Origin of the sequence: Massilia sp., assembly GCF_046293535.1 — a bacterium.
In the GTDB taxonomy this organism is placed as follows: Bacteria; Pseudomonadota; Gammaproteobacteria; order Burkholderiales; family Burkholderiaceae_D; genus Telluria.
On the sequence record NZ_JBKBOV010000002.1, the window covers coordinates 80829 to 105920 of the forward strand.

The window sequence follows — 25092 nt, forward strand, 5'->3', positions numbered from 1 at the left end:
CTATTCTTGGGTAACACCACCGCCCTTCGGGGGTGTGCGGGGGGGAGGGGGGCACGCGGGCCGCGCCGGGCGCGCGCCGCCCTCGAAGCATGTCGCTGGCCGGTTCAGGCGGCTTCCTGGCCCGGCTGCACCGGCAGCGCGTCGGCGTCCTGCAGCGAGCGCCACTCCTTGGTCGGCTGGCCCGCCTCGATCAGTTCCAGCTCGCGGAAGAACAGCTTGCGCAAGGTGACGATGCCGAGGTCGGAGCGGCCCAGGATCTCGTCCTCGCGCGCCGTGACGCGGGCCTGGCCGCGGATCGACAGGTAGTCCTGGGCGGCGGTCAGGCCGACGAAGATGTCGTCCGGGTTCTTCCACTCGCGCGAGGCGAACAGCTCGTCGTGGTGCTCGGCGGGGTCGTACTTGCCGTACTTGGCGAAATAGTCGGTGAAGCGTTTGCGCGCCTCCTCGCTGGCGCCCGGGGCCTGGCCGTAGATCATGAAGCGGGTGGTGTTCAGGTCGTCGTTCGGGATCATCCACACGAACACGTCGATCCAGGGGTCGTCCGGGGTCAGGCCGGGCACGGTGACGTGGTTATTGTTCGGGAAGGTCCAGTCGCTGACGCGCACGTTGCTCTCGGAGCGCTTGGCGGTCTGGCGGATGCCGGCCGAGGTCTCCTCGTACGACAGTTCCGGAATCGCGCCGGTGACGGCCTTGCCGAACGGGCCGACGGTGAGCGCCATGTGCACGAAGCTCACGTGCACCGCGTCGAGCGAGTTCTCGACCTGCTGGAACCAGTTGTTGTCCCAGCGCTCGCGGCCGTTGGCGACCAGGGTGCCTTCGCGCTCCAGGCGCAGTTTGCGCGGCAGGTCGAACGCCGGCGCTTCCCCCTCGCCCATGTAGGCGAACACCAGGCCCATGTACTCGCGCACCGGGTAGCCGGGAATTTTCGTGCGCGGCATGCCGTTGTTGGCCTCGGCCGGGCGCTTGGTGCAGCCGCCGCTGCCGTCGAACTGCCAGCCGTGGTAGATGCAGCGGATTTCCTCGCCGACCACCCAGCCGGTGTGCAGCAGGGTGCGGCGGTGCGCGCAGCGTCCGCCCACCAGGTGCAGGGCGCCGCTCTCGCCGCGGTACAGGGTCAGTTCCTCGCCCATGATCAGGAGCGGAATGGCGGCGCCGGCGGCGACGTCCTCGGCCAGCGCGACCGGCTGCCAGAACTGGCGCAGCAGGCGGCCCATCGGCTTGCAGCGGCTGGTTTCGGTGAGTTTCCTGAATTGTTGGGCGCGCTCTTCGCGACGCTGGTCCTGGATGGTGTCCATGTGGGTCTCCGGAGGTTTTCTTAAGAACGGTCGATCGGTTGGCCGAGCAGCTCCGTGAGGAGTTCCTGCTCTTCGCCATAACGGGTCACGCGGGTGGCGCGGGCGTAATCCTTGATGTCGCGCGGATCGTGTTTGCCGGGCGTCCAGGTCGGGTACTTGTGACGCAGGCCGGCGTCCACCGCCAGGTCGGCCCCGGTCATGCAGGACGATTCGTCCGAGGCCAGGAACACCGCCGCCCAGGCCAGGTCGGCCGCGCGCGGGAAGCGCCGCAGCGGCAGTTGGTCCAGGTATTCCTGGCGCGAGTAGAAGCCGCGCCGCTCGGGCTGGACCCAGTCGGGGTCGAACATCTCGTCGCGCATCGTGGTCCAGAGCTGGTGCTCCATCGAGCATGGCGTGATGGTGTTGACGCGGATGCCGTGGTGGGCCAGGTCCATCGCCGCGGAGCGGGCGAAGTTCAGGAGGCCCGCCTTGGCCGCGCAGTAGGAGGCGCCGTCGGCCTCGCCGAAGTGGGCGGCGGTCGACATCACGTGGATGATGCTCCCCTGGGCGCCGCAGGCCAGCATGGCGCGCGCGCCGTGCTGGGTGGCCAGCAGGCCGGCGGTGGCGAAGCTGGCGACCGAGTCGTCCCAGTCGTCGCGCTTCATGTTCAGCACGTCGTCCCAGTGCACCCGGCCGGCCATGTTCACCACGATGTCGAGGCGCCCGTAGCGCTCGACGGTGGCGGCGACGATGCGTCCGACGTCCTCATCGCGGCGCGCGTCGCCGGCCATGCCAAAGGCTTCCCAGCCGCGTTCGCGGATGAAATCGGCGGCGGCGCTGGCGGCTTCTTCCTTGACGTCGGTGACGCAGACCCGGGCGCCTTCGCGCGCCAGGAAGTGGGCGATGGTGCCGCCGATGTTCGGTCCGGCGCCGAATACGATCGCGACCTTGTTCTTCAATCTGTCCATGGTGTCTACTTGTCTCCAGGTGGCGTGCGCAGCGTTTTTCCGGCTGCCAATGTCGAGCATTGTTAGTCCTGCGCCTGCCCGGTACAAGTCGAAACCCTTCAAGGCTACTATGCAGAATCTGCATCGCTCGCTGCCCGATGCGCACATCGTGCAATTAAGTTCTTGAATATTCGTTCTAGAACTATATAATCAGGAAAACGGCCCGCCGCGCGACATCGGCGGCGCCGGCAGAATCTTCCACAAAGACAGCGAGACACTTATGCAAGCCCCTACCCCCGCACGGCAGATCGACGGCGCCCGCTTCCGCGAGGTCCTCGGCAGCTATCCGACCGGCGTCGCCATCGTCACCTGCATCGACGAAGGCGGCGCCGCCGCCGGCATGGTGATCGGCACCTTCACCTCGGTGTCGCTCGACCCGCCGCTGATCGGCTACCTGCCGATGCAGACCTCGCGCACTTTCGCACGCATGCGCGGCTCGGCCACCTTCTGCGTCAACATCCTGGCGGCCGACCAGGAAGCCGTGTGCCAGCACTTCGCGTCCAACGCGGAAGACAAATTCGCCGGCCTGGCCTGGCACCCCAGCCCGGCCGGCAATCCGGTGCTCGACGGCGTGGTGGCCTGGATCGACTGCGACTACGCCAGCGTGACCGAGGTGGGCGACCATTACATGGTGCTGGGCGGAGTGCTCGACATGGCCCTGGTGCGCGACACCGCCCCGCTGCTGTTCTTCCAGCGCGGCTACGGCCGCTTTTCGCCGGGACCGCTGGTGGCCCAGGCCGAGCGCGAGACCATCGAGGCGGTGCAGTTGGCCGAAATCGGCCGCGACGAGATGGAGGCGGTGGCCGCCGAGCTGAACGCCGAGTGCAGCCTGGTGGCCGCGGTCGGCGGCGACGTGGTCTATGTCGCCACCGAGAACCGCTCGCCGCAATTCCGCTTGCGCAGCCGGCTCGGCCTGCGGGTGCCCTGCGCCCCGCCGCTGGGTCCCTTGTTCGTGGGCAGCCACGGCGCGCCGGGCGAAGGCGAATGGATCCGGCGCCTCGGGCGTCCGGACCAGGAAACGGTGGATGCGGCGCTCACCCAACTGGAGCGGGTGCGCGCGCGCGGCTGGTCGATCGCCCTGCAGGGGCCGGACGACGGCGACAGCCTGGAGGAACTGGTGGCCCTGTACTCGGACCGCCACCGCACCCCGGGACAGGAGCGGCGCCTGCTGGCGGCGGCCAAGGCGCGCGCCGGCCTGCACGAGCCGGCCGAACTGCCGGAAGGCGCCAGCTACGACCTGCGCCACCTCTCGGTGCCGGTGCGCGACGGCGCCGGCCAGGTGCTCCTGGTGCTGCGCCTGAGCGCCCTGCCGCCGGGGGCCAGCCTGGCGCAGGTGCAGGGCTGGCTCGAACGCCTGCAGCAATCGGCGGCGCGTCTCGAGGGCGCCATCAGCGCGCGCCGGCTGCAATGCGCGATGCACGGCGCCGCCTAAGTCCACCTTCATTCACATCGCCGAGGCAGCATGGAAATCACGCAAATCCGCCATTTCGTCCGCATCGCCGAAACCGGCAGCTACATCAAGGCCGCCGACCTGCTCGACATGGGCCAGTCGACCCTGAGCCGCCAGGTGCGCGCGCTCGAGGTCGAGCTGCGCGCCAGCCTGTTCTACCGCCACGGGCGCGGGGTGATGCTCACCGAGGCCGGCAAGAAGTTCCTCGAGTACGCGCGCGGCGTGCTGCACCTGATGGACTCGGCCGCGATCGCGGTGCGCGACTCGGAGTCGGCGTTCTCGGGCCAGCTCACGATCGGCATGGCGCCGAGCATTGGACGGGCATGCATCCCCACCCTGCTGCCGCGCCTGGCCGAGCTGTACCCGCGCGCGGCGATCAGCGTGGTCGAAGGCCTGTCCGGCGCGCTCTACGATGCCGTGCTGCTGGGACAGCTCGACTTCGCCCTGCTGTACAACCCGGCGGCCTCGCCCAACATCAAGATCTCGCCGATCGTGTCCGAACCCCTGTACCTGATCGGCGCGGCGCCGGTGGGCGAGGCCCAGGACCAGGTCACCCTGGCCGCGGTGGCCGCGCTGCCGCTGATCCTGCCGCACGGGAACCATTCGGTCCGGGTGGCGGTCGAATCCGCGGCCGCGCGCCTGGGGCTCGGGGTGAACCTGGCCCTGCAGGTGGACGCCACCTACTCGACGATGGAACTGGTGGCGCAGAACATGGGCTATTCGATCATGCCGCGCCTGGTGGGACGGGGCGCCGGCCTGCCGGCCCTGTCCTGGCAAAAGATCGAGCAGCCGGCCCTGGAAACCACGCTGTGCATGGTGCAGCAAGCGCAGCAGCCGAGCAATCCGCTGGTGAGCGCGGCGGCCGAGGTGGTGCGCACCAGCCTGGCGGGGATGCTGGCGCAGTAGACTTTGTAGGGTGGTCGGCTTCGCCGACCGCGCGATCAACTTTCTGATGCGTGGTGGTCAAGCATGCGATAGTCGAACGCGCGCACGGCAAAGCCGTGCACCCTACGCCGATGTCGTCCCGCCCCAGTCCGAGAACAGGTTGGCGATGGTCTGGCGCAGCCAGCGGTTCGAGACGTCGGCATGGTAGCGCTCGTGCCAGTGCTGCTTGACCTGGAAGCGCGGCAGCTCCACCGGCACCGGCAGCGCGCGCACCGCTTCACTGCCCGCCACCTCGGCGGCGTAGCGGAAGGGCACGATCGCCAGCAGTTCGGTCTGCGCCACGATGCGTGCCACCCCCAGGAAGCTGGGCAGCTTGAGCGCGATGCGGCGCTCGATCCCCTCGCCCGCCAGCACCTTGTCGACGATCGCGTGGCCGGTGCCGGAAGTCAGCACGCGCACGTGCGCTTCCTCGCGCAGCGCCTCGCGGCTCAGCAGCTCCTTGACGCGCGGGTGCGCGGCCGCCACCAGGCACACGAAATGCTGGTCGAACAGCACCTGCTGGTAGAAACCCGCCTCCAGGTGCGGCATGAAGCCGACCGCCAGGTCGACGCTGCCGTCGGCCAGCTCGGCCGGGCTGTCCGGCGAGATCTTCGCGACCTGCAGGCGGATGCCGGGACCGGCCTCGCGCAGGTGGTTCAACAGGCGCGGCAGCAGCACGACTTCGCTGATGTCGGTCATGCAGATGCGGAACTCGCGCGTGCTGGCGCTTGGGTCGAAGACCGGCTGGTCGGCCAGCGCATGCTGCAGCGCCTGCAGCGCCTGGCGCACGTCGGCGATCGCGTTCTGGGCGCGCGGGGTGGGCAGCATGCCTTTCGCGGTACGGCTGAACAGGCGGTCGTTGAAATGCTCGCGCAGGCGCGCCAGCCCCACGCTCACGGTCGACTGCGGCAGGCCGAGGTTGGCGGCCGCCCGCGTCACATTGCCGGTCTTGTAGATCTCGTCGAAGATCGACAGCAGTTCAAGGTCGAATCCCATACCAGCTCCCTCTATTAGAAAACCTGATCATCATAATCAAGCTCCATCAGTTTCTCAAATAAAGATCGCAGGTCACACTGGCGGCATCGATAAAAAACACAGGAGACCGCCATGAATCGTAGCGCTTCCCCCCCGCCTTCCGTCATCGTCGCCGGCGCCGGCATCGGCGGCATCGCCGCCGCGCTGGCGCTGTCGCAGCTCGGCCTGCGCGTGACCGTGCTCGAGCAGGCCCCCGAACTGGGCGAGATCGGCGCCGGACTGCAGCTCGGGCCCAACGCCTTTGCCGCCCTCGACGCCCTCGGCGCCGGCGAAGGCGTGCGCCGCCGCGCCGTGTTCACCGAGCGCCTGGTGATGATGGACGCCGTGGATTGCAGCACCGTCGCCAGCTTCGAGGTCGGCGAAGCCTTCCGCGAGCGCTTCAAGAATCCCTATGCGGTGATCCATCGCGCCGACATCCACACCGCGATCCTGGAACAGGTGCGGACCATCCCGAACATCGAATTGGTCACCTCGTGCCGGATCGAATCGATCGCGCAGGACCTAGGGGGCGTGAGCGTCGTCGCCGAGGGCGGACGCACCTTCCGCGCCGACTACCTGGTCGGCTGCGACGGCGTGAAATCGGTGGCGCGCGAGGCGGTGGTGGGCGACGGCGTGCGCGTTTCCGGCCACGTGGTCTACCGCGCCGTTGTGCCGGTGGCCGACATGCCCGAGGAACTGCGCATGAACGCCCCGGTGGTCTGGGCCGGCCCCAACTGCCACCTGGTGCACTACCCGCTGCGCGGCGGCGACCAGTACAACCTGGTGGTCACCTTCCACAGCCGCGAGCAGGAAAGCTGGGGCGTGAGCGACGGCTGCAAGGAAGAGGTGCTGTCCTACTTCACCGGCATCGACGAACTGCCGCGCAAGCTGCTGCACCTGCCCTCGAGCTGGCGCCGCTGGAGCACCGCCGACCGCGACCCGGTCGACAACTGGACCGACGGCCGCATTACCCTGCTGGGCGACGCCGCCCACCCGATGATGCAGTACCTGGCCCAGGGCGCCTGCATGGCGCTGGAAGACGCGGTCACCCTCGGCGCGGCGGTGCGCCACTGCGACTACGACATGGCAGCAGCGTTCGCCCTCTACCAGCGCTCTCGCATCGCGCGCACCGCGCGCGTGGTGCTGTCGGTGCGCGAGATGGGGCGCCTGTACCACGCCGCCGGCGTCGAGCGCCTGGTGCGCAACGAGTTGTGGAAGGGCCGCAGCGCCGCCGGCTTCTACGAGGCCCTGGCCTGGCTGTACGACTGGAATGCCGAGAACTGCCTGGCGCTTGAGACTTGAAAACATCCCGAGGAGACTACGACATGAACAAGCAACTGGACCAGCACGAAGTGCTGGCCGCGCGCCGCGCGCTCTACCAGGACATGCAGGCGCTGCACCTGTCCCCGCTGTGGGAGTCGCTGCACACCCTGGTGCCGCGCCAGCCCACGCCCGACTACGAGGCGGCGCTGTGGCGCTACGAGGACGTGCTGCCGCACCTGACCCGTGCCGGCGAGGTGATCTCGGCCGAGGAAGCGGTGCGCCGCGTGCTGATCCTGGAGAACCCGGGTTTGAAGGGCAGCGCCTCGATCACCCGTTCGCTGTACGCCGGCCTGCAGCTGATCCTGCCGGGCGAGATCGCCCCGGCCCACCGCCACACCCAGTCGGCCCTGCGCTTCATCGTCCACGGCAAGGGCGCCTACACCGCGGTCGACGGCGAGCGCACCATGATGCAGCCGGGCGACTTCATCCTGACGCCGGCCTGGGCCTGGCACGACCACGGCAATCCGGGCATCGATGGGGTCAGCGAGCCGGTGGTCTGGCTCGACGGCCTCGACATCCCGACCATCCGCTTCTTCAGCAGCGGCTTCGCCGAGAACGGCGACAGCGCCAGCCAGCCGATCGCGCGCCCGGAGGGGCGCAGCTTCGCGGCCTATGGCAACAACATGGCGCCGGTGCGTCACCAGCACAGCGGCGGCAGCTCGCCGATCTTCAACTATCCCTACGAGCGCTCGCGCGAGGCGCTCGAGACCCTGCGCCGCCAACAGGAAATCGACGCCTGGCTCGGGGTCAAGCTGCGCTACGTGAACCCGCTCAATGGCGGCGCGCCGATGCCCACCATCGGCGCCTGCATGCAGCTGCTGCCGGCGGGCTTTCGCGGCCTGCCCCACCGCAGCACCGACGGCACCGTCTACAGCGTGGTGGAAGGCCGCGGCACGGCCGTCATCGGCGGTCGCCGCTTCGACTTCGCCCCGCGCGACACCTTCGTGGTGCCGTCCTGGGCCACGCTGGCGCTGGAAGCGCTTGAAGACGCGGTGCTGTTCAGCTTCTCGGACCGCCCGGTGCTCGAAGCGATCGGCCAGCTGCGCGAAGAATTCCTGCCCGAATAAACCATCAATACGGACCAACACCATGAGCGATAACTTCATCTTCCCCGCCCAGGCCGTCGTCGGCCTTCCCGTCAACGGCCAGGACGCCGCCTTCCCGGTGCGCCGCATCTACTGCGTCGGCCGCAACTATGCGGCCCATGCGCGCGAGATGGGCTTCGACCCGGACCGCGAACCGCCCTTCTTCTTCTGCAAGCCGAACGACGCCGAATCGGTGGTGCCGGTCGCCGCCGGCGCCACGGTGGCCCTGCCCTATCCGCCGCGCACCGAGAACTACCACTACGAGATCGAACTGGTGGTGGCGATCGGCAAAGGCGGGCGCGACATCGCCGTGGAGGACGCGGCAAGCCACATCTATGGCTATGCCGTCGGCCTGGACATGACCCGGCGCGACCTGCAGATGCGCATGCGCGAACAGGGCCGCCCCTGGGAGATCGGCAAGGCCTTCGACTACTCGGCGCCGATCGGCCCGATCACGCGCATCGCCGACAGCGGCGCCCTCGACGCCGGCGCCATCGCCCTCACCGTCGACGGCAAGACCGTGCAGAGCAGCGACCTGGCCAAGCTGATCTGGAACGTCAACGAAACCATCGCCCAGCTCTCGACCCTGTTCGAGCTGCGCCCCGGCGACTTGATCATGACCGGCACGCCGGAAGGCGTGGGCGCCGTGACCTCGGGCCAGCGCATGGTCGGCTCAATCGACGGCCTCACGCCGATCACGGTCGACGTCATCAAGAGCGCGTGATGAAGCTGCATACCTTCTTCCGCAGTTCCGCCTCCTACCGGGTGCGCATCGCCCTGAACCTGAAGGGCCTGGCGGCCGAGCACCTGCACGTGCACCTGTCGAAGAACGGCGGCGAGCAGTTCGCCCCCGCCTTCGACGCCCTGAATCCCCAGCACCTGCTGCCGGTGCTGGAGGACGAGGGCCTGGTGCTGGCGCAGTCGCTGGCCATCATCGAGTACCTCGACGAGACCCGCCCGCAAGCGCCGCTGCTGCCGCTGGATGCGGCCGGACGGGCGCGCGTGCGCGCCCTGTCGCAGATGATCGCCTGCGACATCCACCCGCTCAACAACCTGCGCGTGCTGAAGTACCTCGGCGGCGAGCTGGGACTGCCGGAGGAACGCAGGAACACGTGGTACCGCCACTGGGTGGCGCTGGGCCTGGAAGCGCTGGAACGCGAGCTGGCGCGCAGCCCGGCCACCGGCCTGTTCTGCCACGGCGACACCCCGACCATGGCCGATTGCTGCCTGATCCCGCAGCTGTACAACGCGCGCCGCTTCGAGTGCGACCTGGCGCCCTACCCGCTCATCGGCGCCATCGCCGCGCGCTGCGAGGCGCTGGATGCGTTCGCCCTGGCCCGCCCCGAGGCCCAGCCCGACGCGCAGTAGCACAGTGAGGAGAAAGTCATGAAGGTCCTGGTACCCGTCAAACGCGTGGTCGTCTACAACGTCAAGGTCCGCGTCAAACTGGATGGCAGCGGCGTGGACACCGCCAACGTCAAGATGTCGATGAACCCGTTCGACGAGATCGCGCTGGAAGAAGCGGTGCGCCTGAAGGAAGCCGGGGCGGTCCTTGAGGTGGTGGCGGTCTCGGTAGGCAGCGCCCAGTGCCAGGAAACCCTGCGTACCGGCATGGCGATCGGCGCCGACCGCGGCATCCTGGTCGAGACGAGCGTCGAGACCGAGCCGCTGGCCGTGGCCAAGATCATGAAGGCGCTGGCCGACAAGGAGCAGCCGCACTTGATCATCCTGGGCAAGCAGGCGATCGACGACGACTCGAACCAGACCGGCCAGATGCTGGCTTCGCTGCTGGGCTGGCCGCAAGCCACCTTCGCCTCGAAAGTGGTGCTGGAAGACGGCAAAGTGACCGTGACCCGCGAAGTCGACGGCGGCCTGGAAACCGTGGCGTTGACCCTGCCGGCCATCGTCACCACCGACCTGCGCCTGAACGAGCCGCGTTATGTCACGCTGCCGAACATCATGAAGGCCAAGAAGAAGCCTTTGGCAACCGTCACCCCAGAAGAGCTGGGCGTCGACGTGAGCCCGCGCCTGAAGACCCTCAAAGTGGTCGAGCCGGCCAAGCGCTCGGCCGGCGTCAAGCTGCCGGACGTGGCGAGCCTGGTAAGCAAGCTGCGCCTCGAGGCCAAAGTCATCTAGGAGAAAGCGAACATGGTCGCACTCGTCATTGCAGAACACGACAACGGCTCCCTCAAGGGCGCTACCCACCACACCGTGAGCGCGGCGCTGCAATGCGCCGAAGGTGGTGCAAATGAGGTCCACATCCTGGTCGCCGGCGCCGATTGCGGCGCCGCCGCCGAAGCCGCCGCGCAGATCGCGGGTGTGGCGAAAGTGCTGGTCGCCGACGCGCCGCACTTGGCAAGCGGCCTGGCCGAGAACGTCGCCGAGCAGATCCTGGCGATCGCCGGTGGCTACTCGCACATCCTGGCCCCGGCCACCGCCTACGGCAAGAACATCCTGCCGCGCGTGGCCGCCAAGCTCGACGTGGCCCAGATCTCGGAAATCACCAAGGTCGCGTCGCCCGATACCTTCGAGCGCCCGATCTACGCCGGCAACGCCATCGCCACCGTGCAATCCAGCGACAGCGTGAAGGTCATCACCGTGCGCGGCACCGCGTTCGATGCAGCAAGCACCGGCGGTTCGGCCCTGGTCGAACAGATCGCGCCGGTAGCCGACTTCGGCAAGTCGGCTTTCGTCGGCCGCGAGCTGGCCACCTCAAGCCGTCCGGAACTGACCGCAGCCAAGGTCATCGTCTCGGGCGGCCGCGGCATCGGCTCGGCCGAGAACTTCAAGCTGCTCGAGCCGCTGGCCGACAGATTGAAAGCCGCCATGGGCGCTTCGCGCGCCGCGGTCGACGCAGGCTTCGTGCCGAACGACTGGCAGGTCGGCCAGACCGGCAAGATCGTCGCCCCGACCCTGTACATCGCGGTCGGCATCTCCGGCGCGATCCAGCACCTGGCCGGCATGAAGGACTCGAAGACCATCGTCGCCATCAACAAGGATCCGGAAGCGCCGATCTTCTCGGTGGCCGACTACGGCCTGGTGGGCGACCTGTTCGAGGTCGTGCCGCAACTGGTGGAGGAACTGGGCTAGTCGCTGGATCCGGGCTCGCCGTGCGGGGGCGGCAGGATCCTGACCAGGAGCTGGTCGATCCGGTAGTGGTCGACGTCGAGCACCTCGAACTTGACGCCCTGGTACTCGACGCTGTCGGTCCGCTTGGGGACCTTGCGAAGCATGTACATCATGAAGCCGGCCGCGGTCTCGTAGGCTTCCTCGTCCGGCAGGGTCTCGAGCCCGACGGTGCGCTTGACGTCGCCCACCGGCGTGCTGCCGTCGATCAGCCATGAGCCGTCCTCGCGCTGCATGATCTGGTCGTCCTCGTCGAGCGGGCTGCCCCAGCTTCCCATCACGGTCAGCATGATGTCGCTCAGCGTGATCACGCCCATCACCAGCGCGTACTCGTTGATCACCACCGCGAAGGTTTCCTTGGTGGCGCGGAATTTGTCGAGCAGCTCGGACAGGGTCAGCGTGTCCGGAATGATCAGGACGGTGCGCACGCTCGACTCGTTCAGCTGGAACACCGACTGCTTGTTCAGCAGCCGCACCAGGATGTCGCGCGTATCCACATAGCCGATCACCCGGTCGATGCTGCCGTCGCAGACCGGGAATTTCGAATGCCCGGCGACCTTCTGGCGGATGCTGGCTTCGTTCTCGGTCAGGGTGAAATACACCACGTTGTCGCGGTTGGTCATGGCCGAGGCCACCGAGCGCGACTCCAGTTCGAACACGTTCTCGATGAAGTGCTGCTCCTGCTTCTGCAGCACGCCGGCCTGGGCGCCGGCTTCCACCGCGGCGGAAATCTCGTCGAAGGTAATGCTGTCCTCGCGCGCGGTATCGACCTTGAAGATCCGGAAGATCAGGTTGGCGACCAGGTTCAGCGCCCACGCAAAGGGTTTGCAGATCCGGATGTACCACTGGACCGGCTTGATGACCGCGATCGCGATGCGCTCGGGCGCGATCATGGCCAGGCGCTTGGGCATCAGGTCCGCGAACAGGATGAACAGGCAGGTGACGAACAGGAAGGACAAGGCGAAGCCGATGTTGTCCAGTGCCGGGCCGACGTACACCGCCGACACCCAGTCGATGAAGAAGGGCCGCAGCGCGCCCTCGCCGAGGATGCCGCCCAGGATGGCGATCGCGTTCAGGCCGATCTGGGACGCGGCGAAGAACTCCGCCGAATGCTCCTGCAGCGCCATCACCTGGATGGCGCGCTCGTCGCCGGCCTCGGCCAGCAGCTTGAGCTTGATCTTGCGCGCCCCGGCGAAGGCGATCTCCGTGAGCGACAGGAAGCCGGCGGCGAGCACCAGCAGGATCATCAAGACGATATGTTGAAACAAGCTCACGGGACACCTGATTTGAATGCCGGCGAAACGCCGCTGTAGTCCCCAGTATACGTTTGACAATTATTTGTGGCAACGAGCAGGAGCGGGCCAGCGGAGTGGCGCGGGATGCGGAAGGCCCAGAGCCTTCCTCGAAGCGATGGATGGCAGCTCGCCTCGGGGCTCGCGTGAGCGGCGAGCGGCGGGCGCATGACGCGTGCGCCGGGCGCACTCCAGCAGACCGTCCTTCGGTCAGCGGGCAGGGCCCGTCCTGTCGTCGCTGACGACGAACCCCTGCGCGTTCAACTGCAGCAGGCAGGCCTTGCTCTCTAGGGGCACGCGTATCCGGTGCGCGCCCGGCGTCGCGTAATTGGCAAAGGCCAGCGCCGCCCATGCGCGCTCGGCTTCATATTGCTTGCGTTCGATGCGGATCAGTTGCCCCGGCGTGATCTCGACCGCCAGCAGGCTCAGCGCATCCGGGTAAGCGCGCAGCAGCTCAGCCTTGGTCGCGAAATAGCGCGATGCCGTCATGGCCGACAGCGTGGCGAGAACGGCCTTGTCCTTGACCAGCACGAGGTCGACCGCCAGCGCGCTGTCGGCATTGGCGTCCGGGGCGGCGGCAACAACCAGGCGTTGCCAGGCCGGCGTGACCGGCTTGGGGCCGCCGAACCCGGCGCAGCCGGCCAGCAGCAAGGCAAGGCCGGCAAACGCGCCGATCACGGCCGGGCGCAGGGTAAGGCTGAACCGGTATTTCATCTCGCGCATCCACGAAGGAGGATCAAGGAACCGCTACGGCCGCCTGACCGGGCTTGCCCGGCAAGGCAGCGGGCAGATTACCCGTACGGCGATCGGATCATTCTCGACAAGGATGATAACACCGCTGTCGGACCGGACCGAGCGTAGCCTGGCTATCCTGCCTGAGCAGGGCTTTACCGCTCAAGCGGCCTGCAAGGCCAGCGGATCCGCACGATCCAATCCCCCGCCCGCGGCCGTGAGGTCGTAGCCCCACATGAACAGCGCTGCTTCAAGCCGCCGGCTTCCGGCGGGACCTGCGCCGAACGCGGTGCCCGGATTGGCCTCCAGGAGCGCACGCAGGATCCAGCTCGCGCGCAGGTTCCACTTTGCGTGCACATGCGGACGGCTACCCAGCAGGGGAAACCCGTTCCGACCCGGCCGGGGATTGCGCATCTTGCGCCGCGCGGCCTTGGGGTCCTCTTTCGCCGCCATGCATGGAAAACGCAAGCTGGCGGGAATCTCCCTCTTGCCCGACCAGGCGGAGACGAACCACGCCAGTGCCGCGGCTACTCGGCTATCGTAAATGACGAAGTTGTCGAGCAATAGCGAATACACCTTTGTCATCCCCGCGTTGAAGCGCAGCGTCGCGCCCAGGTCGGCCGCATCGTCATCCTGGGCGAGCGCCGTGCGGACCAGGCTCAGCGTTGCCGCGAGCCCGCCGACGTTGGCGCGCAGCCACTCTTCGTTGCGTGGCGCCACCCCGCCCCAGCGCATCACTTCAATGGCTGCGTCACGCACGTCGGCATCGGAGCCGCCGGCCACGGCCCGGCGCAGGAGCAGCTGGAGCTCGTCCAGCACCGCGGCGTTCTCGGCGAAGCTGCGGCCGGCGCAGCGGCGCCCGTCGATGCGCCGAAAGCTGAAAGCCCACTCGTACAGTTCGAGCGCTGAAGCGAGATTGCCGAAGCACAGTGGCGGCAGACCAGGGCGTGCGTAGCCGTGGCCGAGCCTCGAACCGGCTTGCAGGTGCTGTCCCATCCATTCGACGAAGGAAAGGACGTCGGGATCAGCGAGATAGGGTGTTCTTTTCATGGATCAAATTCCGAGACGCGTTGCAACGGTGGACATGCGATTCCCTGGTTCTGCCTGCTCAGGCATATGCGGCGGCCATGCGCCGCGCGATTCCCGCCAGCTCCTCGCGCAGGTCGGCCGGCTCCTCGATCACCACGCCGTCCCCGAAACCGAGCAGCCACCACAGCAGCGCGCGGGTGTGCGGGACCGTGGCCGCCAGGCGCAGGCGCCCGGCGTCATCGAGCGTCAGCGCCTGGTCGCTACTGAGCGGCGTTTCGAACAGGTGTTCTCCGGCGGCGCGGGTGAACACGGCGCGCAGGGCGATCGGCGCGCCCGCGATCACCCCGAACTGTCCGGAAGCGATATAGGCGTCGACGTCGAAACCGGGCTTGCGGCGCGCCGCTTCGTACAGCGCCTCGGCCTGCTGGACCCGGTGCAAGGCGATGGTGCGCACGTCGTCATAGGCGCCGAACATGCACACCAGGTAGACCAGGCCGCCGCGCTGCACGACGGCCAGCGGGTGAACCGCGGGATACACCGTCGGGCGGTCGGCGTCGCGCTTGCGGTAGTGCAGCCTGAGCTGGCGATCCTGCATCAGCGCCATATAGACGATGCGCTGGCATTCGTCGTCCATGCGCGGCGGCAGCAGCGGCTGCTGGGGCGCCACGCTGCGCACCTTGTCCAGCCAGGCCCGCGGCGGCGCGGTGTCGTCCACCGTCGACAAGGTGCGGGCCGCCGACTGGAAATGCGGGCGCAGCGCATCGACCGCGTTGGGCGGCAGCTGGTGCTGCAAGTGCTGCTCGACCAGCGTCAGCGTCAGGGCCTCGGGCAGGGTCAGCCCGGGCAGGTCGAAACTCGAGGCGTCGCGCAGCCAGCTCCAGCCAAACGGCTTGTCGCGGCTGTCGACCACGATCGGGAACACCGTCGACAGCTCCTTGAGGTCGCGCTCGACCGTCCGCTTGGTCACCTCGAAGCCGGCCGCGCACAGGCGCTCGCACAGCTCCCTGGCCGCCACCTTGGCCGGCGCGCGCGGCACCATGCGCAGCATGTGCCACTGGCGCAGCAGCGACTGCTGGTTGGTGGCCATCAGAAGTCCTCCGCCCAGCGCTGCCGGAAACCGGGTTCGCCGTGCGCGGCGCTCTCCATCGCATGGTCGCGCGGCATGACAAGCGAGCGTAGGCCGGCATGCCGCATCGTCCCGTCCGGATGTTCGAGGTCGTCGCGCGGGACGCGGACCTCGGGCAATGCCTCGTCGTAGGGCTGGTCCAGGCAGACCTGGCCGAGCCAGGAAACCATCCGCGCAGGATCGGCGAACGGGCCGCAGGGCGTATGTTCAATAATTAATGCAGGCATGTCCAAGCTGGCGGCCGGCGGGCGGCCCGGAGTGTCGGTTCAAATACCATTTTAGCAAAAGTATTTCCAATAAGTAATATGTCTCGTCGCCGCCATCCTCAGCGCGGCGCGGCGCCGTACACGCGGGTCCGCGGCGCGCTGAGGGGATGCGCATGCACCAGTTCGCCGATCGCCGCGGCGATCTTGTTCCCGCCCTGCTCGGACGGCTCGATCGGCGAGCAGGATGCGTAATCCCCCGGCTCGCTGCACACCACGCGCAGATCGAGCACCGGCAGCGCGCGCAGCACGGCTTCCCGCAGGATCACGTCGTTGAAGGGCGCCAGCGCCGTGCGCAGGCCGGCCGAGAGGCCGGGCACGGCATCGTAGATCGTGGCCACGGCCACCGGAATGCCCTGCGCCAGCAGCAGGTCCAGCATGTCCCGGTAGGCCTGCCGGAAGCCGGCCTGCCACTGCGCCAGCAGATCGGCGGCCTCGAGTACCGTGCCGACCGGTCCATGCATCGCGCCGACCAGGCCCAGCACGTCATTTCCGCCACAGCTCACCACCAGCCAGTCAGCCGGCACAGGCAGTTCGCGCAGTCGCGCCACCTGCGCGGCCATGTCGGCCATCACGCTGCCGTCCCGGGCCAACAGGGACACCCGGTGCGGTCGCCGCGGCAGCGCCCGCAGGCGGGCCTGCACTTCGGTCCCGGGCGGAACGTAGGGGGCATTATCGAAGATCGAGTCGCCCAGCAAAACGATGTGCGCCATGTGCGCCTCCTTATTCAAGAATGGGGTGCCTGCTCGCCAGGCGGCGCGGTGCGCATGGTCTGCGACAGTACCTGCCGAACCAGGTCGCCGATGCCGGGCGCCGAGGATTCGCGCTTGCCGGCCACGTTCAGGATCCTGACGCCGTGGCGCGCGAGAAAACGCGCCACGTATTTGGGATGCACGCCGGGGCGCACATGGAGCCAGGGCTTGCCCAGCTTGTCCGCGAATGCGGCGGTGCGCTTCGAGCCGCCGTCCAACCGGTCACCGAGGGTAAAGATCAGGGTCGCATCGCTGTCGCGCACGTTCCACTCGGTGCGCTGCAGGTAGCCTGCAAGCGGGGTCTCCTGCAGCAGGTAGCAGTCCGGCAGCATGCCGTCCTCGGTTTTGCGCCCGCGCGGGCACCAGCCACCGTGGGGCAGGCTCCGGCCGATCGCCCAGTCCAGCGCGGCCCGGTCGGCGCCTGTCTGTCCACCCGCCACCAGCGTGAAGCCGTGGCCGGGCACGAACACATCATCCATCCATCCTCCGTATCGATTCGACGAGGCGCCAGTCTGGCGACGTGCCGCGACAAGGGCTGTCGCGGGCGCGCTGCGACGCCGCCTGTCGCGCGCGCCCCGACACTGGCCGGTATCGACCACGACCAGGAGCCCGGCATGAAAAGACAGACCTTGACCGATGCACGCTACCATACCATCGGCTACATCGACACCGCCGCCGACGGCAGGCAGACCGCGCGCGACGCGCGCCTGCATGCGCTCGGCTACTACGACCCGCATACCGACACCACCCGCGACGCGCAGCGCCATCTGGTCGGCAAGGGCAACCTGCTGGCCTCGCTGATCGCCTGCCAATGAAAGTGAGCACCTCGATGAGCAAGGGACTGGTGCATTTCGTGCACGGCAAGGAAAGCGGCCCGAACGGGAACAAGATCGCGGCGCTGGCGCAGGTGGCGCGCGAGCACGGCTGGGACGTCGCCAGCCTCGATTATTCGCATACCGCCGATCCTGCGCTGCGGCTGGAGCAGCTGCGCAAGGCTTGCGCGGACCTCGACCAGCCCCTGCTGCTGGTGGGGTCGAGCATGGGCGGCTGGGTCGCGGCGGAAGCATCGGTCAGGCTCGACGCGTACGGCGTGTTCCTGCTCGCTCCCGCGCTGTACATGCCGGACTATCCGGTCCCGGCCCCGGCGATCCTGGCTTACCAGGCCGAGATCGTGCACGGCTGGGACGACACGGTGATCCCTTGCGAACATTCGATCCGCTTCGCGCGCCAGCGCGGCTGCACCCTGCACCTGGTGCCGGGGGATCACCGCCTCGACGCCCGCATTCCCCTGTTGTGCGAGCTGTTCGGGTCCTTCCTGGCGCGCTGCGGCGCAGCATGAGTGCCTGTCCAAGTCCAAGCTGCTGGCCTTCCGCCAGTGCAAACGCCGCCTGTCGCTCGAACTCTACCGGCCGGAGCTGCGCCGCGACGACGGGGCAGCCAGGCTGCCTTCGCGGCCGGGCACCACCATCGCCTTCGCCGTCCCGGCCTGGCAAGGCACCCGTCCGTTCCAGATGATCCCGTTCCAGTTCAGCGCACTCCGGGTCGACGCCGACGGCGCCGCCCTGCACCACGCCTTCCTCGACCTGTCGGGCGAGGATCCGTCGCGCGCCTTCCCCGAAGCCCTGGCCGGCGCCTGTACCGGCCAGGGACCGGTGTTCGTCTACAACGCCGGCTTCGAGACCGCCCGCATCGCCGACCTGGCGCAGCGCTTCCCCGAACCGGCCGCGCCACTCTTGTCGCTCAAGGCGCGCGTGGTCGACCTGGAAGCGATTGCGCCCGGCACCGAAGCGGCGCGCGAGCGCCAGCTCGCCGAACAGTTGCTGGAGTACTGCCGGCTCGACACCCTGGCGATGCTGCGCCTGTGGGAATTCTTCCGCGGCGCCGCGCCGCCCGCCCCGGATGGGGTCGGGGAACGCATCCTGCAGAACCCCGAGCTGGTGCGGCGCATCCTGGAGTCGGATGCGCACGCGGGCGAAGCGCAGACGGTGCCGGAGTTCCTCGCCTGGCTCGCCAGCGTGAAGGCCGAACCGGCGGAACCGGACTAGGCGGACCTGCGGCGCGGCTTGTCGCAGCGGCGCCCTATCATGACGCCAGCCGCACGACGCCGTGCGGACCGCTGTCGTGAAAGGAAGCAGATGAACACCCTACCGTCCCCCGACGCGATCGCGCGCGCCGCCGCGCTGGTCGCCGCCGCCGATGCGATCGTCATCGCCGCCGGCGCCGGCATCGGCGTCGACTCCGGCCTGCCCGATTTTCGCGGCAATGCAGGCTTCTGGAAAGCCTATCCGAGCCTGGCCGCCGACGGCACCGCCTTCATGGACATCGCTTCGCCCACGGCCTTCCACGAAAACCCGCGCCGCGCCTGGGGTTTCTACGGCCACAGGCTGGCGCTGTACCGCCGTACCGCCCCGCATGCCGGCTTCGCCATCCTGCGGCGCTGGGGCGAATCGACCCCGCACGGCAGTTTCGTCTTTACCAGCAACGTCGACGGCCATTTCCAGCGCGCCGGCTTCAGCCCGCAGCGTATCGACGAGTGCCATGGTTCGATCCACCGGCTGCAGTGCCTGGGTCCCTGTTCGCCCGCGCTATGGCCGGCGACCGGCCTGGAACCGGTGTTCGACGAAGTCCGCTGCGCGCTGCTCGGCCCCCTGCCCGCCTGTCCCTATTGTGGCGGCATCGCGCGCCCGAACGTCCTCATGTTCGACGACTGGGCCTGGAACGACACGCTGCGCGAACAGCAGGCGCAGCGTTGCCGCAGCTGGCTCGACGGCGTACGCCGTCCGCTGGTGATCGAGATCGGGGCCGGCATGAACATCCCTACCGTGCGGCACTTTTCCCACCGGGTGGTGCTGCAGCACGGCGGCTCCCTGCTCCGGATCAATCCGCGCGAAGCGCAGATCGGCAACCTGCCTGGCGTCGCCCTGGCCGGCGGGGCGCTGGCATGCCTGGCGGCGATCGACGCCGTGCTTTCCGGCGGCGCGCGCTGAACGAAGGTGCTCCTGTGCGCGATTTTTCGCGGCAGCGCAGATACATTCATGGGAACGGCGGCCTGAGCGCCTGCGCCGCCAGGCGCGGCGGCGACTGCCGCTCTTGCCGCGACAGCCGTTGTCGCGCCACGCGCCTATCCTGTTGCATTATCGGACCAATCGCCCGCAGCGCCTGCGGGCGAGTTTCTTCAGCACTTCGACATCATGCCCGATCTCCGCTGGTACTTAGCTCTAGAACACTGCAACACCCTCGACGACATCCGTAGCCAATGGCACGACCTGCTCGAGCGGAGCAGGATGGCGCCCTGCAACAACGTCCCCCGCTACGAAGACGCCATGCTGTCCTTTCTGGGCGCCAGCACCCTTGCGCCCTGCCTCAAGCTGGCCGCCGTGCTGGCATGCGGCTCCGCCTTCGATTTCGACTTCCGGCTCGCCGTCGGCCTGCTCAAGGAGCAGATCGACGAACTCGACGCCCCCTGGCCGGTCGCGGTCGCCGCCGCCGTCGGGGACAACGGCCCGGCCTTGCCCGTGTCCACAGCCGATCCCTGGCTGGGCGCCTTCATCGCCGGCCGCCTGGCCGGCCTGCGCGAAACCTTCGGCCACGACGGCACGCGGGCGAGCGACTGGCGCGCCGCGTTCTGGAACCGCTACCTGGAAATGGCCTGCCGCCACGCCGACCCCGAGGGGGTGGCGCTGGCGCTCCGGCATGGCGCCGATCCGGGCGCCAGCGACCATGCGGCGATCCTGACGCCCGCCCAGGGCGTGCACGGGCGCTTCCTGCCCGAACCGGGTCACCTGACGCCCGAGCGCAGCAACGCCGACTACCAGCGCATCCTGCTGCAGTTGCTGGATGGCGGCCTGGCGCGCGCCGACATGCTGGCGGCGGCGCTGCCGGCGGCGGCCGCCGCCGACAACACCGACATGCTCGACTTCCTGCTGGCACAAGGCGCCGACATCCGCCGCGACGGCGCCCGCGCCCTGGCGGCGGCCGCCAGGAGCATGGCGGCAGAGGCGCTCGCCTGGCTGCTGGCGCATGGCGCGGAGCTTCATGCCCACGGTAACGCCGCCCTGCTTGCCGCGGTCGCCTCGCTCGACATCGGCACCGTCGAGATCCTGCTTGCCGCCGGGGCCGACCTGGGGGCGGCAAGCAGGCCAGCCCTGCACGCCGCGCTGGTGTCGCGGCCCTACGATCTTTATTCGGACGAGTCCGACCTGGTCGAGCAGCGCGCCGACATGCTCGCCTTCCTGCTCCGGCAGGGAGTACCTCCGGACCGCGCGCTCATCGCTGCCGCCTTGGACGGGGAGTTCCATGCAAGACGCGTGATCGCTGCAGCCGCCGGCCGCGAAGGCCTCGCTCCGGAGGACGCCGCACTGCTGCGGAGCCTGGCCGGCGCCGCATGAGCGACGGCTTGGCGGTACACCTGCACCTGGGCGGCACGTTCTGCTTCCTGCACGCGTTCGAGCTCGCGGACTACCTCGTCCTGGTCCGGCGGCGCTGTGCGCACATCACGCAATGGGCAGGAAAAATGGAAGAAATCAAACGGAATATAACAATCTTGAAATATTTGGAGAGATTACCTATGGGTATTTAAAATTAAAATTCAACAATATTTGCCACCGCCGTGTTGGGCGCAAAAGCATTCGTCCCGACGATTGCGTCACCCAGGGCGCAAGGGCATTGATCCATACGCTGACAGCATTCGTTCGATAAGCAGGTCGAGCATCACGTCAATATAGCTTCCTCCGGAAAGGCGCATTTTTGGACCTCAGCTCCCCACAACATATTTATGCCATGGTGTCGGCCGAAGTCGACGCCATCCTCCGCGGTCTCAAACATGGTTCGAGCGACCGCAACGTTTCCGAGGCAATCAGCAACGCACGGGACGTTTTCGACAAGCTTGCACGCGAACTCGGCGCCGATATCGCTTCGCTGCAAAAAAACACCCGCTGGGAAGTCTTCGAGATCGCCTTTTATGGCGAAACCAATGCCGGCAAGTCGACGATCATCGAAATGTTGCGCATCATGCTCGACGAGGAGGGACGACGCTCGAACAGGCAGCAATTCAAGCGCTTGCAGTCCGAGTTCAACCTGACCGAAGAAGGCATCGCGGCGATGCGGGACCGGGTCGAACAGTGCAAGCTGCAGGCCGACGAGCTACAGGCGAAATACGACGAAGTCCTTGCAACTGCCCGCCAGCGCAGTGAGCAGCTGCGTGCCCAGATCGAGGCGCTCGGCCAGCAAGTCGCTCAGATCAAGGCGGCGGCGCCGTTCTGGCAACGCTTCATTTACCTGTTCAAGCAGCTGCCGGCACAGAAGCACGCACGTGCACTCGAACAGGCCGTCAACGACGACGAGGTGCAGGCTGCAGGGGCGGCTGCTTCGGCAAAACAGGCCTACGCCGAAGCGCAACTGCATGCCGCCGCGGCGGAAGATGCACTGGCGCGATCCGAAGGCCAGCTCAAGCAACTGGAGCGGCATGCAGACGGCGAAATCATCGGCGACGGCCGCTCCGACAATACCCGGATAACCGGACGTTACGAATTCACCGTGGATGGACAACGCTTCGCGCTGCTCGACGTTCCCGGCATCGAAGGATCGGAACGGCAGGTCAACGACGAGATCTCGCACGCCGTCGAGGCCGCGCATGCGGTTTTCTATGTCACGGCAACCGCATCCGCTCCGCAAAAAGGCGATGACGGACGCATGGGCACGCTCGAGAAGATCAAGTCGCACCTCGGCGCACAAAGCGAAGTCTGGACCATCTACAACAAGCGCGCGACCAATCCGGCGGTGCTGGCGAAGAACGTCCTGGTAAGCAAGGACGAGCAGGACAGCCTGGCCGCACTCGACGCCACGATGCAAGAGGCGCTCGGCGAACACTACTGCGGCCACCTGGCGATCAGTGCCCACCCTGCCTTCCTGGGCGTGGCCGAGTGCCTGGTTCCGGGCTCGACCAAGGCCAAGAGCCGGGCCAAGTTCCTCGACGCCTTCCCTCTGGAGGCCTTGCTGGAGCGCTCGGGCGCGAGCGCTTTCCGCACCAAGGTCGCTTCAGAGCTGGTCAGCAACGGCGAAGCGAAGATCGTCCGCTCCAACTTCAACAAGGCGCGCCAGGTGGTGGTGACGGTCGACGACAAGCTGACGGCGATGCGCCAGGAGACCTTCAAGCCACTGGCAAAGCGCCTCCACGACGACGCGCTCGATGCCGAAAAACAGGTCGACCTGGCCATGAACGCGCTCAAGTCGCGCGCCCAGGCCATGGGCGAAGAAGCCGTCGACCGCTTCGTCACCTCGACCCGCGAACGGATCTACGCGCAGATCGAGAAGGACATCGGCAACGACGACTTCAAGCAGGCGCTCGAACGCTACCTGCGCGAGGGCCAGGAGAATCTGGGGAAAGAGCTGCCGAAGCTGATGCAGTCCGCGCTCGAAAAATTCCAGTCGCAGATCGCCGACGTGATCGATCGCTTCAAGGAACATGCCAGCGAACTGCTCGAAGCCTATGGGAACATCGACATGGGCGGCCTCGGCGAGCGCTTCGAGCTGAAGATCAAGATCGACAATGGCATCAATATCCCGGGCCTCGTCGGCGCAGTGGCGGGCGCGGCGATGATGATCTGGAATCCGGCGGGATGGGCCCTCCTCGCGGTCGGCGCCGTGACGGCGATCGTCGGCCTGGCCAAGGCGGTGTGGGGGGCCTTCAGCTCCAGCTACCGCATGTCGCAGCAGCGCAAGGCGACCAACGAGAATCTCGGCCGCATCGAAGATTCGCTGCGCGAAGCGGTGCGCAAGGGACTGGCGGCGGGCTGGCCTCAGCTGGAGCCGAAAGTCGATGCCCTGAAGGTGGCCGTGCAGGTGCCGGCCGAACAGGTGCGGCAGATCGACACCATCCTCGGCAGTGCGCAGAAACAGCTGAAGACCATCATCAAGACGATCGAAAAAACAGGAGCAAAATAATGGAAAAAACCCTCGACGCATTCAAGTCGCAGCAATCCGGTGCCATTGGCATCCTGAGCAAGCTGCGCGAATTTCTTCTGCAGGGGGAAGCGATCGGCATCGAGATCGACCCGAAACTCAAGGAGAAGCTCGTTGCCAGCATCGACAGCGCCACCGGCGAAAAACTCAATGTCGCGCTGATCGGCGGCTTCTCGGAAGGGAAAACGTCGATCGCAGCGGCCTGGCTGGAACAACTCGACCGCTCGACCATGAACATCAGTCATCAGGAGTCCTCTAACGAGGTCAAGGTGTACCAAGTCGGCGCCGATTTCGAGCTGATCGACACGCCAGGCCTGTTTGGCTTCAAGGAGAAATTTAACGCGGACATCAACGCGATCGAGAAATACAAGGACATCACGCGCAAGTACGTGAGCGAAGCGCACCTGGTCCTGTACGTGATGGGATCGGCCAATCCGATCAAGGCCAGCCACCAGGACGATCTGCACTGGCTGTTCCGGACCCTCGACCTGCTGCCGCGCACCGTGTTCGTCCTGAGTCGCTTCGACGAAGTCGCCGATGTCGAAGACGATCGCGAATATGCCGAGGGCCTGGAGATCAAGCGCCGCAACGTCATCGGCCGCCTGCAGGAATTGATCGGCCTGAATCCGGAGGAAGCGGCCTCGCTTGCCATCGTCGCGGTTGCCGCCAACCCCTTCGACATGGGCACCGAGCACTGGCTCCAGAACCTGGAAAAATTCCGTAGCCTGTCACGTATCGACACGCTGCAGAAAGCCACCGCCGACAAGGTGACGATGAACGGCGGCCTGGCCGCCGTCATCGGCGAAGCCAAGAAGAGCGTCATTCGCGACGTCCTCGACAAGCAACTGCCGGTCGCCGTTGCCAACGACGAAAAGATCGCCGCTGAAGTCGCCAAGCTCGCGACCATCAACGTGCGCATGCAGAAGCAGCTCACCATGACCGCGGGCGCGGTGTCGGACGTACGGATCAGTCTCCGCCAGTTTGTCACCAGCTACTTCTCGGACCTGATCCTTCAAGCGCACGGCGTCAACCTGGAAACCTTCGGCGAGTTCTTCGAGCGCGAAGTCGGCGCGGCCGGCGTGGTGATCGCCACCCGACTGCAGAACGAGTTCGAGCGCCGCATCAGTACCGTGACGCTGGAAGTACAAAAGATGCGGGTCGGCTTCGAATCGGAACTCAATCACTTCAACGCCAACGTGCGCCAGTACGGCAAACAGGGACTGGATTTCGTCCTGAGCAGCAAGCTGGTCAACAGCTCGACGGTGCTTGCCACGCGTGACGGGGTCGTCACCGCTGCCAAGTGGATCGGGGTCGACCTCGGCAAGATGTTGAAATTCAAACCTTGGGGCGCCGTGAATATGGCAAAGGGCATCAACGGCGTGCTGTCGGTGCTGGGCCTGGCGATCGAAGCGTGGGATAGCTGGGCACAGGCGCAGCGGCGCGAAGCGTTCGCCAAAGCGATCGCCGACATGGTGAAGAATTTCGAGCAGCAGCGCGAGGAGCTGCTCGGGCTCATCAACAGCGATGAATTCGTTGCCAAGTTCTTCCCCGACTATCAGGAACTCGAGGCGAGCGTCCGGGACGTCGCCCATAGCGTCCGCGAGCGCGAGGCACAGCGCCGGCAGTTTCAAGCCTGGCGCCAGTCCGGCGAGGCCATCCGCGTGGAGTTCACCGACGTCGCGGCCTGACAGGGCAGCCCGGGATCGAAGGCTCATGCAAGCCGGAGCGTCCTGGT

25 protein-coding genes are annotated in these 25092 nt (G+C 67.3%); 15 read left to right on the forward strand and 10 right to left on the reverse strand.

Translation table 11 applies throughout. The features are described 5' to 3' along the window. Positions 1 to 104: 104 nt before the first annotated feature. Both ACK4S9_RS01715 and ACK4S9_RS01720 read right to left on the reverse strand, forming a co-directional pair. Positions 105 to 1295, reverse strand: a complete 1191-nt coding sequence (locus ACK4S9_RS01715) for a Rieske 2Fe-2S domain-containing protein (RefSeq protein ID WP_409720662.1) — start codon at positions 1293 to 1295, stop codon at positions 105 to 107. A gap of 20 nt (positions 1296 to 1315) precedes the next feature. Continuing rightward, positions 1316 to 2242: an SDR family NAD(P)-dependent oxidoreductase gene (locus ACK4S9_RS01720; RefSeq protein WP_409720664.1), complete on the reverse strand. Its 927-nt coding sequence runs from the start codon at positions 2240 to 2242 to the stop codon at positions 1316 to 1318. Between the two features lie 259 nt (positions 2243 to 2501). Between ACK4S9_RS01720 and ACK4S9_RS01725 the strand changes: the two genes are divergently transcribed. Both ACK4S9_RS01725 and ACK4S9_RS01730 read left to right on the forward strand, forming a co-directional pair. Continuing rightward, a complete protein-coding gene (locus ACK4S9_RS01725; RefSeq protein WP_409720666.1) occupies positions 2502 to 3713 on the forward strand; it encodes a flavin reductase in 1212 nt (403 codons plus the stop codon). Between the two features lie 30 nt (positions 3714 to 3743). Further along, positions 3744 to 4637: a LysR family transcriptional regulator gene (locus ACK4S9_RS01730; protein ID WP_409720668.1), complete on the forward strand. Its 894-nt coding sequence runs from the start codon at positions 3744 to 3746 to the stop codon at positions 4635 to 4637. 102 nt (positions 4638 to 4739) lie between these two features. On the opposite strand, the gene ACK4S9_RS01735 is transcribed toward ACK4S9_RS01730, so the two are convergent. Further along, on the reverse strand, positions 4740 to 5651 hold the full coding sequence (locus tag ACK4S9_RS01735) for a LysR family transcriptional regulator (protein ID WP_409720670.1): 912 nt from the start codon (positions 5649 to 5651) through the stop codon (positions 4740 to 4742). 111 nt (positions 5652 to 5762) lie between these two features. Here ACK4S9_RS01735 and ACK4S9_RS01740 point away from each other — a divergent pair, with 111 nt between their 5' ends. Genes ACK4S9_RS01740 through ACK4S9_RS01765 form a run of 6 tightly spaced genes read left to right on the forward strand, consistent with a single transcriptional unit; the run spans position 5763 to position 11167 of the window. Further along, positions 5763 to 6971: a 3-hydroxybenzoate 6-monooxygenase gene (locus ACK4S9_RS01740; protein WP_409720672.1), complete on the forward strand. Its 1209-nt coding sequence runs from the start codon at positions 5763 to 5765 to the stop codon at positions 6969 to 6971. A gap of 23 nt (positions 6972 to 6994) precedes the next feature. Further along, positions 6995 to 8059, forward strand: a complete 1065-nt coding sequence (gene gtdA / locus ACK4S9_RS01745; protein WP_409720674.1) for a gentisate 1,2-dioxygenase — start codon at positions 6995 to 6997, stop codon at positions 8057 to 8059. A 22-nt stretch (positions 8060 to 8081) separates the two neighbouring features. Continuing rightward, a complete protein-coding gene (locus ACK4S9_RS01750; protein WP_409720676.1) occupies positions 8082 to 8801 on the forward strand; it encodes a fumarylacetoacetate hydrolase family protein in 720 nt (239 codons plus the stop codon). Continuing rightward, positions 8801 to 9445: a maleylacetoacetate isomerase gene (maiA, locus tag ACK4S9_RS01755; RefSeq protein ID WP_409720678.1), complete on the forward strand. Its 645-nt coding sequence runs from the start codon at positions 8801 to 8803 to the stop codon at positions 9443 to 9445. The genes ACK4S9_RS01750 and maiA overlap by 1 nt, the downstream gene beginning before the upstream one ends. An 18-nt stretch (positions 9446 to 9463) precedes the next feature. Then, positions 9464 to 10213: an electron transfer flavoprotein subunit beta/FixA family protein gene (locus ACK4S9_RS01760; protein WP_409720680.1), complete on the forward strand. Its 750-nt coding sequence runs from the start codon at positions 9464 to 9466 to the stop codon at positions 10211 to 10213. Positions 10214 to 10225: 12 nt separating this feature from the next. After that, positions 10226 to 11167, forward strand: a complete 942-nt coding sequence (locus ACK4S9_RS01765; protein WP_409720682.1) for an electron transfer flavoprotein subunit alpha/FixB family protein — start codon at positions 10226 to 10228, stop codon at positions 11165 to 11167. Here the strand turns inward: ACK4S9_RS01765 and ACK4S9_RS01770 are convergent. From ACK4S9_RS01770 to ACK4S9_RS01800, 7 genes are all read right to left on the reverse strand, one after another. Further along, a complete protein-coding gene (locus ACK4S9_RS01770; protein WP_409720684.1) occupies positions 11164 to 12477 on the reverse strand; it encodes a hemolysin family protein in 1314 nt (437 codons plus the stop codon). The two genes, ACK4S9_RS01765 and ACK4S9_RS01770, sit on opposite strands and share 4 nt — an antisense overlap. Positions 12478 to 12705: 228 nt before the next feature. Further along, positions 12706 to 13209 (reverse strand): hypothetical protein, encoded by a 504-nt coding sequence (locus ACK4S9_RS01775; protein ID WP_409720686.1) that lies wholly within the window; start codon positions 13207 to 13209, stop codon positions 12706 to 12708. Positions 13210 to 13389: 180 nt separating this feature from the next. Beyond that, complete coding sequence (locus ACK4S9_RS01780) at positions 13390 to 14277, reverse strand: hypothetical protein (RefSeq protein WP_409720688.1); 888 nt, start codon at positions 14275 to 14277, stop codon at positions 13390 to 13392. Positions 14278 to 14335: 58 nt separating this feature from the next. Beyond that, a complete protein-coding gene (locus ACK4S9_RS01785; RefSeq protein WP_409720690.1) occupies positions 14336 to 15343 on the reverse strand; it encodes a helix-turn-helix transcriptional regulator in 1008 nt (335 codons plus the stop codon). After that, positions 15343 to 15615 carry a hypothetical protein gene (locus tag ACK4S9_RS01790; protein WP_409720692.1) on the reverse strand — a complete coding sequence of 91 codons (273 nt, stop codon included), beginning with the start codon at positions 15613 to 15615 and terminating at the stop codon, positions 15343 to 15345. The genes ACK4S9_RS01785 and ACK4S9_RS01790 overlap by 1 nt, the downstream gene beginning before the upstream one ends. Positions 15616 to 15707: 92 nt before the next feature. Then, a complete protein-coding gene (locus tag ACK4S9_RS01795) occupies positions 15708 to 16376 on the reverse strand; it encodes an SGNH/GDSL hydrolase family protein (protein WP_409720694.1) in 669 nt (222 codons plus the stop codon). Further along, the gene (locus ACK4S9_RS01800; RefSeq protein ID WP_409720696.1) at positions 16373 to 16876 is read right to left on the reverse strand and encodes a putative molybdenum carrier protein; all 504 of its coding nucleotides are present in this window, start codon (positions 16874 to 16876) and stop codon (positions 16373 to 16375) included. Before ACK4S9_RS01800 ends, ACK4S9_RS01795 begins: the two co-directional genes overlap by 4 nt. A gap of 135 nt (positions 16877 to 17011) precedes the next feature. Between ACK4S9_RS01800 and ACK4S9_RS01805 the strand changes: the two genes are divergently transcribed. The 7 genes from ACK4S9_RS01805 to ACK4S9_RS01835 all read left to right on the forward strand — a co-directional run bounded on the left by ACK4S9_RS01805 (position 17012) and on the right by ACK4S9_RS01835 (position 25045). Beyond that, the gene (locus ACK4S9_RS01805) at positions 17012 to 17212 is read left to right on the forward strand and encodes a hypothetical protein (RefSeq protein ID WP_409720698.1); all 201 of its coding nucleotides are present in this window, start codon (positions 17012 to 17014) and stop codon (positions 17210 to 17212) included. Continuing rightward, on the forward strand, positions 17209 to 17736 hold the full coding sequence (locus tag ACK4S9_RS01810) for an alpha/beta hydrolase (protein ID WP_409720700.1): 528 nt from the start codon (positions 17209 to 17211) through the stop codon (positions 17734 to 17736). The genes ACK4S9_RS01805 and ACK4S9_RS01810 overlap by 4 nt, the downstream gene beginning before the upstream one ends. Positions 17737 to 17863: 127 nt before the next feature. Continuing rightward, positions 17864 to 18442 carry a DUF2779 domain-containing protein gene (locus ACK4S9_RS01815; protein ID WP_409720966.1) on the forward strand — a complete coding sequence of 193 codons (579 nt, stop codon included), beginning with the start codon at positions 17864 to 17866 and terminating at the stop codon, positions 18440 to 18442. Between the two features lie 90 nt (positions 18443 to 18532). Beyond that, positions 18533 to 19384, forward strand: coding sequence for an SIR2 family NAD-dependent protein deacylase (locus tag ACK4S9_RS01820; protein WP_409720702.1), 852 nt, complete (start codon positions 18533 to 18535; stop codon positions 19382 to 19384). Between the two features lie 204 nt (positions 19385 to 19588). Further along, entirely contained in the window at positions 19589 to 20785 is a 1197-nt protein-coding gene (locus tag ACK4S9_RS01825; protein ID WP_409720704.1) for an ankyrin repeat domain-containing protein, read from the forward strand. Positions 20786 to 21176: 391 nt separating this feature from the next. Continuing rightward, positions 21177 to 23339, forward strand: coding sequence for a hypothetical protein (locus tag ACK4S9_RS01830; RefSeq protein ID WP_409720706.1), 2163 nt, complete (start codon positions 21177 to 21179; stop codon positions 23337 to 23339). Further along, positions 23339 to 25045 (forward strand): LeoA/HP0731 family dynamin-like GTPase, encoded by a 1707-nt coding sequence (locus ACK4S9_RS01835; RefSeq protein WP_409720708.1) that lies wholly within the window; start codon positions 23339 to 23341, stop codon positions 25043 to 25045. The genes ACK4S9_RS01830 and ACK4S9_RS01835 overlap by 1 nt, the downstream gene beginning before the upstream one ends. Positions 25046 to 25092 lie beyond the last annotated feature (47 nt).

What these genes read in the sequence shown, in the direction of transcription:
- ACK4S9_RS01750 (WP_409720676.1), top strand. Translation starts at nt 8,082, where the DNA reads ATGAGCGATAACTTCATCTTCCCCGCCCAGGCCGTCGTCGGCCTTCCC.
- ACK4S9_RS01715 (WP_409720662.1), bottom strand. Translation starts at nt 1,295, where the DNA reads ATGGACACCATCCAGGACCAGCGTCGCGAAGAGCGCGCCCAACAATTC.
- ACK4S9_RS01725 (WP_409720666.1), top strand. Translation starts at nt 2,502, where the DNA reads ATGCAAGCCCCTACCCCCGCACGGCAGATCGACGGCGCCCGCTTCCGC.
- ACK4S9_RS01740 (WP_409720672.1), top strand. Translation starts at nt 5,763, where the DNA reads ATGAATCGTAGCGCTTCCCCCCCGCCTTCCGTCATCGTCGCCGGCGCC.
- ACK4S9_RS01765 (WP_409720682.1), top strand. Translation starts at nt 10,226, where the DNA reads ATGGTCGCACTCGTCATTGCAGAACACGACAACGGCTCCCTCAAGGGC.
- ACK4S9_RS01775 (WP_409720686.1), bottom strand. Translation starts at nt 13,209, where the DNA reads ATGAAATACCGGTTCAGCCTTACCCTGCGCCCGGCCGTGATCGGCGCG.
- ACK4S9_RS01730 (WP_409720668.1), top strand. Translation starts at nt 3,744, where the DNA reads ATGGAAATCACGCAAATCCGCCATTTCGTCCGCATCGCCGAAACCGGC.
- maiA (WP_409720678.1), top strand. Translation starts at nt 8,801, where the DNA reads ATGAAGCTGCATACCTTCTTCCGCAGTTCCGCCTCCTACCGGGTGCGC.
- ACK4S9_RS01785 (WP_409720690.1), bottom strand. Translation starts at nt 15,343, where the DNA reads ATGGCCACCAACCAGCAGTCGCTGCTGCGCCAGTGGCACATGCTGCGC.
- ACK4S9_RS01720 (WP_409720664.1), bottom strand. Translation starts at nt 2,242, where the DNA reads ATGGACAGATTGAAGAACAAGGTCGCGATCGTATTCGGCGCCGGACCG.
- ACK4S9_RS01820 (WP_409720702.1), top strand. Translation starts at nt 18,533, where the DNA reads ATGAACACCCTACCGTCCCCCGACGCGATCGCGCGCGCCGCCGCGCTG.
- ACK4S9_RS01760 (WP_409720680.1), top strand. Translation starts at nt 9,464, where the DNA reads ATGAAGGTCCTGGTACCCGTCAAACGCGTGGTCGTCTACAACGTCAAG.
- ACK4S9_RS01825 (WP_409720704.1), top strand. Translation starts at nt 19,589, where the DNA reads ATGCCCGATCTCCGCTGGTACTTAGCTCTAGAACACTGCAACACCCTC.
- ACK4S9_RS01830 (WP_409720706.1), top strand. Translation starts at nt 21,177, where the DNA reads ATGGTGTCGGCCGAAGTCGACGCCATCCTCCGCGGTCTCAAACATGGT.
- ACK4S9_RS01800 (WP_409720696.1), bottom strand. Translation starts at nt 16,876, where the DNA reads ATGGATGATGTGTTCGTGCCCGGCCACGGCTTCACGCTGGTGGCGGGT.
- ACK4S9_RS01835 (WP_409720708.1), top strand. Translation starts at nt 23,339, where the DNA reads ATGGAAAAAACCCTCGACGCATTCAAGTCGCAGCAATCCGGTGCCATT.
- gtdA (WP_409720674.1), top strand. Translation starts at nt 6,995, where the DNA reads ATGAACAAGCAACTGGACCAGCACGAAGTGCTGGCCGCGCGCCGCGCG.
- ACK4S9_RS01805 (WP_409720698.1), top strand. Translation starts at nt 17,012, where the DNA reads ATGAAAAGACAGACCTTGACCGATGCACGCTACCATACCATCGGCTAC.
- ACK4S9_RS01810 (WP_409720700.1), top strand. Translation starts at nt 17,209, where the DNA reads ATGAAAGTGAGCACCTCGATGAGCAAGGGACTGGTGCATTTCGTGCAC.
- ACK4S9_RS01735 (WP_409720670.1), bottom strand. Translation starts at nt 5,651, where the DNA reads ATGGGATTCGACCTTGAACTGCTGTCGATCTTCGACGAGATCTACAAG.
- ACK4S9_RS01780 (WP_409720688.1), bottom strand. Translation starts at nt 14,277, where the DNA reads ATGAAAAGAACACCCTATCTCGCTGATCCCGACGTCCTTTCCTTCGTC.